This window comes from Phytohabitans sp. LJ34 (assembly GCF_052068095.1).
In the GTDB taxonomy this organism is placed as follows: domain Bacteria; phylum Actinomycetota; class Actinomycetes; order Mycobacteriales; family Micromonosporaceae; genus Phytohabitans.
Genome location: NZ_JBQHDG010000013.1, coordinates 13,279 through 26,749, shown reverse-complemented (window position 1 = coordinate 26,749; position 13,471 = coordinate 13,279). Strand labels below are relative to the sequence as shown.

Annotated in this window: 7 protein-coding genes; 4 read left to right on the top strand and 3 right to left on the bottom strand. The window is 68.7% G+C overall.

Annotated elements, in window-relative coordinates:
* Window positions 1-56: 56 nt before the first annotated feature.
* A complete protein-coding gene (locus tag ACTMTJ_RS22935) occupies window positions 57-1,331 on the bottom strand; it encodes an acyltransferase family protein (protein ID WP_441219754.1) in 1,275 nt (424 codons plus the stop codon).
* Window positions 1,332-1,486: 155 nt separating this feature from the next.
* Between ACTMTJ_RS22935 and ACTMTJ_RS22930 the strand changes: the two genes are divergently transcribed.
* Window positions 1,487-2,536 carry a hypothetical protein gene (locus ACTMTJ_RS22930; RefSeq protein ID WP_441219753.1) on the top strand — a complete coding sequence of 350 codons (1,050 nt, stop codon included), beginning with the start codon at window positions 1,487-1,489 and terminating at the stop codon, window positions 2,534-2,536.
* A 63-nt stretch (window positions 2,537-2,599) separates the two neighbouring features.
* Here ACTMTJ_RS22930 and asnB read toward each other — a convergent pair whose 3' ends face one another.
* Together asnB and ACTMTJ_RS22920 are read right to left on the bottom strand one after the other, a co-directional pair.
* The gene (gene asnB / locus ACTMTJ_RS22925; protein ID WP_441219752.1) at window positions 2,600-4,501 is read right to left on the bottom strand and encodes an asparagine synthase (glutamine-hydrolyzing); all 1,902 of its coding nucleotides are present in this window, start codon (window positions 4,499-4,501) and stop codon (window positions 2,600-2,602) included.
* 63 nt (window positions 4,502-4,564) lie between these two features.
* On the bottom strand, window positions 4,565-6,412 hold the full coding sequence (locus tag ACTMTJ_RS22920; protein WP_441219751.1) for a hypothetical protein: 1,848 nt from the start codon (window positions 6,410-6,412) through the stop codon (window positions 4,565-4,567).
* A gap of 342 nt (window positions 6,413-6,754) precedes the next feature.
* On the opposite strand from ACTMTJ_RS22920, the gene ACTMTJ_RS22915 reads away from it, so the two are divergent.
* The 3 genes from ACTMTJ_RS22915 (at window position 6,755) to ACTMTJ_RS22905 (ending at window position 13,469) form a co-directional block, all read left to right on the top strand.
* Window positions 6,755-7,810, top strand: coding sequence for a hypothetical protein (locus ACTMTJ_RS22915; RefSeq protein ID WP_441219750.1), 1,056 nt, complete (start codon window positions 6,755-6,757; stop codon window positions 7,808-7,810).
* Window positions 7,807-9,273, top strand: a complete 1,467-nt coding sequence (locus tag ACTMTJ_RS22910) for an O-antigen ligase family protein (RefSeq protein WP_441219749.1) — start codon at window positions 7,807-7,809, stop codon at window positions 9,271-9,273. The genes ACTMTJ_RS22915 and ACTMTJ_RS22910 overlap by 4 nt, the downstream gene beginning before the upstream one ends.
* A 281-nt stretch (window positions 9,274-9,554) precedes the next feature.
* Window positions 9,555-13,469, top strand: a complete 3,915-nt coding sequence (locus tag ACTMTJ_RS22905) for a DUF4082 domain-containing protein (protein WP_441219748.1) — start codon at window positions 9,555-9,557, stop codon at window positions 13,467-13,469.
* The last annotated feature ends 2 nt before the right edge of the window (window positions 13,470-13,471 follow it).

Genomic DNA, 13,471 nt, shown 5'->3' with positions numbered 1-13,471 from the left:
CTGGAATCCCTCGGCCCGGACAATGGGCCACGTGGTGGGAGTGGGTGTCGAATGTCTTACACCTGCTCCGGGCGGACGGGCGTGGCAGGGTACGCCATCCGGCCGGCAGACTTCGGCCGCAGCAGGCGCATCCCGGGCAGCTCCACGCAGCGGTAGAGCAGCCAGCTGCCCGCCACCGCGAACACCAGCGCGCCGAGGGCGACGCCGATCGCGGCCAGCGACGAGTGCTCGACCCCGGAGCCCTTGAGTACGACGCGGAGCGCGAGCTGGTGCACCAGGTAGAACGCGAACGAGATCTCGCCCAGCCAGATCATCCAGCGCGAGCGCCACGGCGTCGCCAGCCCGGCCGCGTCGGCCGCGCCGACCGCCGCCACGAGCAGCGCCAGGGGAATCGCGGTGCCGGCGACGAGCCGGAAGTCGTCGGGGAGGAAGCGGGAGGTCAGGTAGGCCACGACGGCGAGCGCGGTGGCCGGCCAGACGCCGAGGCGGGGCCACCGGCCCTCCCGGACGATCCGGGCGAGCAGCATGCCGGCGAGGAACTCGGGCGTCCGGGCAAGTGGAAATATCCAGATGGCCCAGTAGCGGTGCTCCGCGGGGAGGATCTGGGCCAGCAGCGGCACGGCCCACACCGCGAGGAGCGCGATCGTCGCCGCCGGCCACAGCATGCGGCCGGGCAGGCGTATGAGCCCGGCGAAGAGCAGCGGAAACACCGCGTAGAAGAATGCCTCGCAGGCCAGCGACCAGCTGACGGTGTTGAGGCCGAAGAAGACGTCGATGTCCGGCGACCAGGCCTGAGCGAGAACGAGGTTGGGGAGGGCGACGGCGAGGCTTACGCCGGCGCCGGTGACCACCGCGACGGCGAGCGCCACGAGCCAGGTCGCGACGTGGTTGGGATAGATCTTCGCGATGCGCCGGCGCCAGAAGCGCACCGCTGTGTCGCCTTTGCGTGCCGACCAGGTGAGGACGAATCCGCTCAGGATAAAGAAAAACGACACACCGACCGCGCCTTGGCCGAACAGCCATTCCATTGTGGTCCGTACGGCCCCGGGCGCCATTAGATGCTCAATGTGCACGTGGAAACCGAAGACCAAGAAGGCGGCGACGAAGCGGAGCCCGGTCAGCGACGGAAGCCGGCCCGCGGTGGTATCTGGGCTGGCCGGAGGCGCGGCAGCCGGTCGGACCGTGGTCACCGCGTCACCATACGCGGGCCGTGATCGGACCGGGGTGTCGCGATCACGACACCGCCGACGAGGCGCCGCACTTCCTGTCCGTACGCCCAAATGACCGTTGCCTACGGTGCTAGCATTAGCGCGCTCATCGCGAATGACCATAATGCGACGCCCGACCAGGGATCCGCCGTGCCTGTGATGCCGAGCGGTGCAGGTTCGAGTAGGGAGCACCAGTGCCAGATCCCTCCGACAAAACGCGCCATATGGCGCCGGACCCACGACCGAATCATCGCTCATCGCGTAGTAGGTCCAGAAACGTGATGCTTGCGGTTTTGGGCACGGTCATCGCGCTGGCGGTCACGTTTGGCCTGGTCCGTTTGACCGTCAGGGTTTTCGAGGCGCCCGCCAGCAGTGGAGAGCCGACGGCCGGTGCGACGTCGCCGCAGGAGGAAGGGCAGGTCTCCACCGCCACGCCGGTGCCGGACGGTCAGGGAAGGTTCGCCGCCGCCCCCAGCGCGTCGGCGTCAGCGAGCCCGTCTGCCTCGTCGGCCGGGAAGACGGAGTCGTCCGGCGGCAATTCGGCCTGTCCTCGCTTTCCGCGTTTCCCAGACGAAAACTGCACCGGTTACAAGCACACGGGCGTAAAGTTGCGCGACTGTGCCAACAACGTGACGAAAAGCAATATCAAGTTGGACGGTTGCCGATTCACCAATGGACTGACGATCGAAGGTAAGAACGTTACGATCACCCGCTCGCTCGTCAAGGGAAAGGTCGGCGGCACGTACAAGACCGACTGGAGCCTGGTTGGGCTGAAGCTGATCGACGTCGAGATCGACGGTGGCGGGAAGGTCGACCCCAACGGCGAGGCTGCCATCGGCAACGACGACTACACGTGCATACGTTGTCACATCCACGGCACCGGTCGCGGTGCAAACATGCGCAAAAACGTGCATATAGAAGACTCATACCTGCACGGCTGGGTGTACGTGGACGGCGCCCACCAGACCGCGATCGGCTCCAATGGTGGCAGCAACTACAAGATCATCCACAACAACCTGGTCTGTGACAGCGAGGGCTGCTCGGCCGCCCTCTCGCTCTACGGCGACTTCGAGCCGATCAAAAACGCACTGATCGAGCGCAACCTTTTTAATACCAACGGTGGCTACTGCACCTACGGCGGCTCAACCTCGGCCAAGCCGTTCCCGATCGGCACCGACATCCGGTACGTCAACAATCTGTTCGGGAAGAAGTACGGTCCGAAGTGCGGCTACTACGGGCCGGTGGCCACGTTCGAGTTCCACCAGGGAAACGTGTGGAGCGGCAACTCCTGGCAGGACGGCTCCGGCCCGGTCAAGCCACAGTCCTGATCTCGCACAGCGGAAAGCCGGCCGGGCGAAGGCCCGGCCGGCTTGTTTCGCCGAGTGACCCGCTCAGTGACCCGCGGGCACCGCGGTCTGCGTGTGCGCGAGGAGCGTCTCCCGCATCGCGTCCCGGCTGGCGCCCCGGAAGAAGATCTGCCCCCAGACCTCAAGCAGGATCAGCCGGGTCAGCCAGTCGCTCGGGCCGTCGCTGATCGCGGTGGCGATCGCGTCCTCGTCCAGCGCGTACAGGTCGGCCAGAAACCCGTCGGCGAAGAACTTCGGCGAGACCGAGAGCCGGCGGTTGATGGAAACCGGGAAGCCGCGCTTGGGCCGGGCGGAGAGCGCCGATGGCAGGCGGCGGGCAGCCACCTCGCGGATCGCCCATTTGTCGATGATGAACGGGTGGCGCTTGTCGTGCGCGCGGAGCGTGCGGCGCAGCTTGTACCGGTCGGGCAGGTTGACGGCCAGCTTGGCGAACTCCGGTGCGAGGAACGGGAACCGCGCCTCCAGACCCCACGCCATGCCCAGCCGGTCGTTGCGGTGCAGCAGCGAGACCAGGTGTGACTGTGCGAGGTTGAGCGAGGTGATGCGCGAGCGGCGGTCGCGGCGGCCCATAGCGGTGCCCAGCGCGGCGGCGCTGCGATCGGCCACGATGCCCGCCTCGAAGGCCGAGTTGAGCTCGAGGAGGCGGTGTTCGAAGGTGTCGTCCGACTTCGGCCAGAAGAGCTGGGCAGCCTTCGGCGAGAGCGCCTTGAGCCACGAGCGCGGCACCGCCTTGACCCGGTCGATCAGGTCGAGCACGGGCTTGAGGGCCTCGTTGGGGTAGCCGATCAGATATTCGTCGCTGCCCTCACCGGTCAGGAGCACCTTGATCCCGTCGGCGGCGGCGAGCTCGCAGACCGCGTAGAAGGGAAGCGCGTTGAGGTGGTAGATGAGCGGCCCGTCGTTGTACCAGGTCACGTCCGGGATCGCGGTGATGATGTCGGCGTCGGTGACCCGCACGGTGTGCAGCTTGAGCCCGAGGGCCGCGGCCAGCGCCTCAGCGGCCGGTCGCTCACTGTCGTTGGCTACGTCGGCGTGGTAAAGCGGCAGGTCGGACCGCTCCCGGCTAGCCAGCGTGGCGATCAGGCTGGAGTCGACACCACCGCTGGCGAGGCAGGCGAGCGGGGCGTCGCTGACAAGGCGGGAGCGGACGCCCGCGGTGATCGCGTCTTCGACCCGCTGGACCACCTCGGATGCCGGCGCGGCGCGCAGCTCGCGGTACAGGTCGTCGTCGACCCAGTCGACCACGCGGGCGAAGAAGCGCCGCTCGATCCGCCCCGTGGACCGGTCGAACGTGAGCTGCTCGCCCGGGCGCACGGCGCGTACACCGCGGTAGAGCGTGCGGTCGCCCCAGGTGACCGAATAGCCGAGCAGGGCGGCGTTGACCGCGGCAGGGCTCGGCTCGCTGGCGGTCGAGCCGACCTCGATGAGCGCCTTGAGCTCGGAGCCGAAGCGCAGGCTGCCGTCCGGGCCCGGCGCGTAGTAGAGGGGCTTGACGCCGTGCACGTCCCGGCCGAGCGTCAGCAACTCGTCGCGGGTGTCCCAGACGGCGACCGCCCAGTCTCCCTCCAGCTTGGCGAAAGTGGTGGCGCAGCCGTGCAGCGCGATGTGCGACAGCAGCACCTCGGTGTCACCGGTGGAGTGCACCTCCACACCTTGCGCGATCAGCTCGTCACGCAGCTCGCGAAAGTTGTAGATCTCCCCGTTGAAGGCGAGCGCGTACCGGCCGTCGAAGGAGACCATCGGTTGCGAGGCCGCGGTGCTCAGGTCGAGGATCGACAGGCGCACATGCCCCAGCCCGATGCCCGGATCTGTCCACACGCCGTCGCCGTCCGGGCCGCGGTGCCGGATCGGTGCGAGCGCGCGCAGGATCTCGTCCGCGGAGACGGTGGCCGTGGCCCGGGCGCATCTACCCACCAGACCGCACACGTGTCCTCCCTCTATCGAGCGGCATCAACCGCGCGCCCGCCGGGCCGCACCGGCGTGCGCGAACTATCCGAAGTGCGATACCGCCGGGTCACCGGCCGTATTGGTGCCGGAGACCCGGCTCAGCTCGACGGCTTCCGTCGCCACGAGCGTGTTCATCAGGAACGCGACGGTCGCCGGCAGGGCGTCGCGGCGACCGTCGAGCAGCTCGTCGAGCCACGCCTCGCGCACCATGCCGGCCCGGCGCAGCGGCGCGGTGGCATCGGGCGCGGCACGCCAGTGCGCCACCACCCGCGCGGCGACGTCGGCGGCACCGAGCTGGGTGCGGCGCGCGCCGGCCAGCCGCTGCCGTACCTTGCCGACCGTCTTGCGGGCGGTCACCCGGGCGACGGCCACGCTGGTGGCGAACCCTGGCCGGCCCAGCCGCGCCGGCACCAGCCCAGAGTCGAGCGGCACCGCCGCGAGCCCCGGGTCGAGGCGGTGCATGAGCCGCCCGGTGAGCCGCGAGTCGCGCTTGTCATCCGGCGCGACCGCCAGCGCCAGCTGCACGAAGCGCCGGTCCAGCAAGGGATTGACGAAGAAACGGTCGACCGCTGCCGGCGTGCCCTGCGCGCCCGCCCACCGCGCCATCCGGTCCCAGAGGTAGAAGTCGTCGGTGGCACGCAGCCAGTCCCGGTGGTACGCCGTGAATCGCTGAGTCACGGCGGCCAGCGCGTAGGTCCGGGCGGCGGCGACGAAGTCGGGGTCGAGCGCGTCCGGCTCGGCGGTCTCGTTGGTGAACAGTCGCCACTCAGCGAGCCGCCGGACCATCCGCTCGTCGGTCTCGGCGTGTCGGGGCTGGCCCGGGTAGTAGAAGCCGCGAGCCAGCTCGCCACCGGCGCCGGAGAGCCGGTGCCCCTGATCGAGGTCAGCCTCGATGAGCGCGAGCGGGGCGAGGGCCATCGGGCTGGCCATGGCATCCAGTGCGGCGGCGGCGGCCCGTGCCGCGCGGTGCCCGGCCGCCGCGTCGACCGGTGGCCGCTCGTCGGTCCGGTGGACGGTGTGCGCGAGGCCGCACTGCGCGGCGAGACGGACGGCCACCCGAGACTCGACGCCGCCGCGGGTGTCCAAAGTGAACGCTGCCATCCCGCGGCGCAGCTCCGGCGGCACAGCGCCGAGCAGAAGCCGGGAATCCTGGCCGCCGCTGAGCTGTAGCACCGTATCGGGGTGGTCGGTCAGGTAGGCACGGTGGAACGCGCGGAGGATCTCGGCCATCTCGTCGACCGCCGCGTCGAGACTGGGCGCGGCGTCCAGACCGAGGTCTTCGGTCGCGTACCGCTCGACCGTGACCCGCCCGTCGCGGAGCTCCGCGACGGCGGCGGGGCCGAGCTTGGTGACGCCCGTGAAAACCGTCTCCAGGCCGACTTGCCAGCCCATCAGGCTCTGCACGCCGAGCGCGCCGGCGTGCAGGCCGTCGCCGGCCAGCGCGCCCAAGGCCAGGGCGCTGGTGGAGACCGCGGCGACGCCCTCGCCCTGCCACCAGAAGAGCTGGCGGAGGCCGAGCCAGTCGCCGGCCAGGCGCACGGGCGCGCCGGTGTGGGCCAGGTGCGCGCCCGCGAACGGCGGCAGGATGGCGGCCAGCGCCTCGCCGGTCGTGGAGACCTCGCCGCCGAGCAGTGCGGCGAGACGGCCGGTGTCGAGGTCGCCCTCGCGGTCGCGGATCGAGCGGGTGAGCCGCACGGTGAAGCCGGATGCCGGATCGGTGCCGAGGCGGTCGTCCGGCTCGGCGGCGGTGAACGCGAGCCAGCCGTCTGGCGTCGGAGCGGTCGTGGCGCCGGCGTGCGGGCCGGCCATGAGGGCGAGCGCGCCGGGGTGCGGGACGCGCGCCGCCACAGGCCCGCCGGGGCTCACCGAGACGGCCAGGAAGCCGCGCATCTCAGCAGGCCGGCGGCGGGTTCAGGCACATGGGGCTCACTGTAGACGCGTGGGCAAGCGGCGGGACCGGCCAAGCGGTGACGGCTAACCGACACACGTTCCGCCCGCACCGGACTATCTGGTTGGATATCTGTACGGGTGGTGACGACCAGATCTCAACGATGAGCATCTATCTTATGGGCCTGGTCTGGCGGGTCAAGCCAAGCGTCGGGTGTCCGACCCCCTCGTATCGAGGCTCTGGGCAGCCCTTCCCTGGCCGCGTACCCTGTCTCTAGCCTGTCGGACCAGGCGGCCGGGTAATCGTGCATTCGCGCAGGGTTACGGGCTCTAGATGTGTGTGCTGTGGCGAATCGAGAGGACACTGTGGATCTCTGGGATCTGACCAGGATGCTGTTCCGGCGCTGGTATGTGTTCACCCCACTGCTGGTCGTTTCGCTTCTGGCCGTCTTCCTCATGACGAAGAACATCAAGCCGGACTACAGTGCCGTCGGTCACCTCCAGATGATCCCGCCGCCCAATTCGACGACCGGCGAAGGCGCGGTGAAGAAGCCCACCAACCCTTGGCTCGACCTCGGGTTCGCCGCCCTGGGCTCCGCGGTCATCCTCCAAGCGCAGGACGAGCCTGTGCTCGAACAGCTTGTGGAAGATGGCTATACGGACAGTTTCACCATCGCCGTCGAGTACGGCACGACCTACTTCACCATCGAGGCGGTCGGTTCGACGCCGGCCCAGGCGACCGCGACGGTGCAGCGGCTGATGAAACTCCTCGACGAGTTCGTGGTGGCACAGCAGCAGCAGTTCGGCGCGACCCGCGCCACGTCCATCACCACCCTCCCGCTCGACAACGGCGACAAGGTCGTGGCCATCACGTCGAAGAAGAAGCGTGTGATGATCGTGGGCCTCGGCATCGCCCTGATGATCAGTGTCGGCGTCTCGATCGGCCTCGACGCGCTCCTGCGCCGCCGTACGAAGAATGGCGCCAAGACCAGGAAGCCGGACGACTCGGCGAGCGGCGCCGGTCCGGCCCGCCCCGGATCCGTCGACTCCGGCGGTGACTCCACGATGGTCATCTCGATGGGCAACGCGACAGTTGGCGAGTCAGGCGCCGCGCGGAGCAGTCTGTTCACCCGCGTGCGGCAGAGCAACGGCACTGGGCGCACCCACGAGAGCGCGGCCGCCGCGGAGAGCGCGGCCGCCAAGGGGGCGAAGGTATTCAACGGGACCAACGGCACCAATGGCAGCACCAATGGCAGCAATGGGGCGAAGGTGCCCAACGGCTCGGTGGGCGGGGAGACGGTCCGCATCCAGCAGCCGGCTGAGGAGGTCGACAGCACGATCGTCCTTCCGCTGTCCCAGGTCTCGTGGCGCACCGGTCAAGACAAGAACAAGGAACGTTGACCGCTTACGCTTTCCACCCGGTCGACCTCGAGCCGTCGCTGGTCGCCGAAAGCACATACGCGACGCGGCGGCGCCGTGCCCGGATCGACGTGGCCGCCGTGGTCAGCGTGATGATCTGCTTGCTCTACCTGATTCCAGGCACGCTGATCGTGCCCAACATGTCGTTCGCCGGGCGTCCCGCCCTGCTCGTAGCGTTTGCCCTCTTCGTGTGGTGGGCGCTGACCCGGCTTAACCGTCGGCTGGTGATGACCGGACCGCAGCCGATCCGCTGGGCCGCGTTTTTCTACCTGGCCGGCACGATGGGTTCCTATCTGGCCGGCCTGCTGCGCGGCCTGCCTGCGCTGGAGGCAAACGCACAAAACTTCGCGATGCTCCAACTCTTCCAGTTTCTCGGCGTGGCGCTCGTCGTCGCCGACGGCATTCCCAACTGGGACCGGCTCAAAGGCGTCCTCCGCGTCTTCGTCTGGTGTGCTGGCTACATGGCGGCGATCGGGATCATCCAGTCGACCACCCAAATCAACATCGCCGAATACCTTGTGGTGCCGGGCCTGGAGGTCAAGGGCGGCATCATCGGCCTGTCCCAGCGCGGCACCGGCGAGTTCTTCCGGGTCGCCTCGACCGCCGCGCACTACATCGAGTTCAGCGCGCTCATGGCGGTCGCCCTGCCCTTCGCCATCCACTTCGCGCGGTACGCCGCGCTGAAGCGGCACCGCTACCTCGCCGGGTTGGTGGCTCTGCTGACCGCGGTCGCGGTGCCGATGTCGATTTCCCGCACGGGTGTCGTGGCGCTTGCCGCCGTTCTCGTCGTCATGATGATCGCCTGGAACTGGCGAGTGCGATACAACATGCTCCTGCTTGCGGTCGCGACGATGGCCGGCATGATGGTGGTCCGGCCCGGCCTGCTCGGCACGGTCAGCTACATGTTCACCGGCGCCGAGGAAGACCCGAGCATCTCCGGCCGCACCGACGACTACGAGCTCGTCGGTCACTGGTTCTCCCAGCGGCCCTGGCTGGGGCGCGGGCCCAATACCCTCGTGCCGGAGCTCTACGACGGACTCGTCCTCGACAACCAGTGGCTCTACACGCTCGTCACTGGCGGCCTGATCGGTGTCACCGTCTTCGCGCTGATGCACCTGACCGCCATCGTCCTGGCCGCGATCGCTTGGCGGCGCTCAACGATCGAGGAAGACCGGCACCTGTGCGCGGCACTGATCTCGGCGCAGGTCGTCTCGCTGCTCGTGGCCGCCACCGTCGACTCCCTGTGGTTCACCACATTCGCTTTGACGGTATTCCTCCTCATGGGCGTCTGTGGCGCCGTGTGGCGACTCACACATCCCGCGCGCACCGTGCGGACCTCGACGGTCGTGTCGTTCACCGAACGGCCGGAGCGGGATGACACGCACAATGCGGAGCGGGTCGCTGACGCTGTGATCAGGATCGCGCCGGTGTATCGACGGCCGTAACGCTTTATTGGTATCGTCAGAAAGCCGCGCGCCCGCGTTTGTCGGAAACCTGTCGCTCGCCCACCCAGGTCTGTCTCTAAGGTTGAGTTCTCCACGCCGTCTTGGTGTCGCGTTATGGGTGGTCGCCTCATTGCCCCATGCCCCTTCGCGCCGTTAACGTCCGCAGAGGCCGCGGGGGATCATGATCCGGCTGCCAGCTAAATCGTGGAGAGTGAGCTTGCGTGGGCACCAAGCACGGTGATGGGACGGACATACGGTCTGGGGGGACCGGAAAGATCCGGATGACGGCGGTGTGGGCGGATCGCGTGCGGTCCGTCGTGAAGGGCTTGGTCGGCATTGGCCAGCGCGGCCTCTCGATCGCTTCGATTGCACTCCGTTGGTACGCGGGGCTCCGGCCGACCGCGCGCCGCATCGTGCTCGCCGCCAGCGCGACGCTGCTCGTGCTCACCGGCGGTGGCCTCATCGCGATGCCGGCGGCATTCGCGGCCGCCGACCCATGCAACCCGGTGGTCAATCCGATCGTCTGCGAAAACAGCAAGGACGGCACGCCGCGCGACCAGTGGGACGTCGACGGTGTCGGCGACGCGGCCATCCAAGGCTTCGCCACTGACATCAGCGTCAACGCGGGCCAGCGGGTCAACTTCAAAATCAAGACCACTGCCAACTCGTACGAGGTCGACATCTACCGGCTCGGTTGGTATGACGGCGACGGCGCCCGCAAGGTGGCGGACAACGTCACCGTGTCGGCATCGCTCCCGCAAAACCAGCCGCCCTGCGTGACCAGCACGACGACCGAGATCTACGACTGCGGCACGTGGGGGATCTCCGCGTTCTGGGACGTTCCGGCGGCGATGGTGTCGGGCGTCTACGTCGCGCGCCTCCAGCGGCCCGGCGCCAGCGACGGCAGCCACATCCCCTTCGTGGTGCGCAACGACGCGAGCAACTCGGCGCTGTTCTTCCAGACCTCCGACACCACTTGGCAGGCCTACAACAGCTACGGCGGCGCCAACTTCTACAGCGGTGGGGACAACGGGCGGGCCTACAAGCTCAGCTACAACCGGCCCTTCGCGACCCGGGGCGGCGTGACCTCGCGCGACTACCTGTTCAGCAACGAGTATCCGATGATCCGCTTCCTCGAGCGCAACGGGTACGACATCAGCTACACCACCGGCGTCGACTCCGACCGTCGCGGCAATCTGATCCAAAACCACCAGGTCTTCCTGTCCGTGGGCCACGACGAGTACTGGTCGGGCCAGCAGCGGGCCAACGTGGAGGCGGCCCGCGACGCGGGTGTGAGCCTCGCGTTCTTCAGCGGTAACGAGGTTTACTGGAAGACCCGTTGGGAGTCCAGTGTGGACGGCGCGGGCAACGCGTACCGGACGCTGGTCTGCTACAAGGAAACATGGGCAAACGACAAGATCGACCCGTCGTCCGAGTGGACCGGCACGTGGCGGGACCCGCGGTTCAGCCCGCCGTCCAACGGTGGCAAGCCGGAAAACGCGCTCACCGGCACGATGTTCCAGTCCAACAACGCCAGCCTGTCGCTCCAGGTGCCGGCCGAACAGGGCGACATGCGGCTCTGGCGCAACACCGGGTTGGACGCCCTCACCGGCAACCAGGTGGCCACGCTCGCGCCGAACACGGTCGGCTACGAGTCCAATGAGGACATCGACAACGGCTTCCGTCCGGAGGGTCTCGTCAAGCTCTCCAAGACGGTGGGGGAGACGCCGGAGTACCTGCGCGACTTCGGCAGCGTCGTCACGCCCGGCACCACGACGCACAACCTGACGCTGTACCGGGCGCAGAGCGGCGCTCTGGTCTTCTCCGCCGGCAGCATCCAGTGGGCCTGGGGCCTCGACGAGCTGCACGACGGCGTGCAGTCGCCGCCCGACGAGCGGATGCAGCAGGCGACCGTCAACCTGCTCGCCGACATGGGCGCGCTGCCCGCCACCCGGATGCCTGAGCTGGACGCGGCGACCACCTCCACCGACACCACCGCCCCGACCGTGACGGTATCCGCGCCGGCCCAGGGAGCCACGTTCGCCAACGGCGCACAGGTGACCGTGCAGGGCACCGCCGCCGACACCGGGGGGCGGGTCGCCGGCGTGGAGGTCTCCACCGACGGCGGCACGACCTGGCACCCGGCGAACGGCACCACTTCGTGGTCGTACGCGTTCTACACCAGCGGTGTGACGACCCAGACCCTGAAGATCCGGGCGATCGACGACAGCGCCAACATCCAGCCGGTGCCGGCCACCCGCCAGATCAACCTGACCGGCAAGTCGACGCTCTTCGGCGCCCGCGTGCCGGAGAACCCGGCGGTCGGCGACACTTCGCCGGTCGAGGTAGGCGTCAAGGTCGTGCCGCAGACCAGCGGCTACATTTCCGGCATCCGCTTCTACAAGGGCGCCGGTAACACCGGCACGCACACCGGCACGCTGTGGAACGCCACCGGCGGGCTGCTCGCCACCGGCACGTTCGGCAACGAGACCTCGACCGGCTGGCAGACGCTCAACTTCTCGCCCGCGGTGCCGGTCATCGAGGGGCGCACCTACGTCGCCTCGTACTACGCGCCGAACGGCCACTACGCGGCGGATCCGTACTTCTTCACATTCAACGCGCACTCCGCCGGCCCGCTCGTGGCCCCGCGGGCGTCCGATGTGGAGGGCGGCAACGGCGTCTACGGCCTTGGCGCGGGCTTCCCGACCGAGACGTACCAGGACACCAACTACTACGTCGACGTGCTTTTCACCGACAGCGGCAGCTCGGCGCCGGTCGTGGTGTCGACCACCCCGCTCGGCGGCGCCTCCGGCGTGGCGGCGAGCGTCAAGCCGTCCGCCACGTTCTCCAAGTCGGTGGTCTCGGCGTCGGTCCAGTTCACGCTCAAAAACCCGGCCAACCAGACGATCGCCGGCACGAAGGCGTACAACGACAGCACCAAGACGGTGACGTTCACGCCGTCGGCGCCGCTGGCGCACGCGACCGAGTACACCGCGACCGTCTCCGCCAGCGACACCCAGAGCAACGACGTCAGTGAGACCTGGTCGTTCACGACCGACGTGGACCCGAGCGTCGCGCGGCTCTTCGCGGCCGACGCCACGCCCGCCACAGCGGCGGCGAGCGACGGCTCGGCGGTGACGCTCGGTGTCCGGTTCACGCCGTCGCAAAACGGCCAGCTCATCGGCCTGCGGTTCTACCAGGGCCCGGGCAACACCGGCACGCACACCGGCAGCATCTGGAGTTCGACGGGCAGCCGCCTACGGCAGGTGACGTTCGGGGAGGGGAGCGGCTCCGGCTGGCAAACGGCGCTCTTCGACCCGCTGAACGTCACCGCCGGCACGGAGTACGTTGTGTCGTACTTCGCGCCGAACGGCCGGTACGCGATCAACACAAACTTCTTCGGCTCCACATGGACCAACGGGCCGCTGAGCGCGCCCGGCGGCGCCAACGGCGTGTACGCCTACGGCGGCGACACGTTCCCGGAAAATTCGTACAACTCGTCGAACTACTGGGTCGACCCGCTGTTCATGCCCTCGGGCGGTGGCAACCCCGAGCCGACGCCGTCGGCGACGCCGACCCCGAGCACGAGCGCCTCTCCCACGAGCAGTCCGTCGCCAAGCCCGACCACCAGCCCTACGGCCAGCCCGAGCCCGACCGGCAGCCCGACGCCCTCGCCGAGCCCGACGCCGACCGTGCCGCCGGTGCCGCTGCCCGAAGGCGCGCTCACGCTCTTCCCGACCAACGCCACGCCGCAGAACGTGGAGTGGGATGACCGGAGCCCCATCGAGCTGGGGATGACGTTCCGGTCGGAGGTGGCGGGACAGGTGCTGGGCGTACGGTTCTACAAGGGCCCGCAGAACACCGGAACCCACACCGGTTCGCTGTGGGACGCCACCGGCACCCGGCGCGCCACCGGGACGTTCGTCGGCGAGACCGCCTCCGGCTGGCAAAACCTGATCTTCGACGAGCCGGTGACGATCACGCCCAACACCGCGTACACGGTGTCCTACTACACGCCATCCGGCTGGTACGCCGTGGACGTCAACACATTCCAAGCCGGTGGCGTCGACAACGTACCGTTGCACGCGCCCATGACGGCGGCAGGTTACCTGTACGGCTCCGGCGGCGGTCACCCGAGCGCCGCCTCCAACCACAACTACTGGGTCGACGTCATCTTCAAACCCACCGGTTCCTAGCG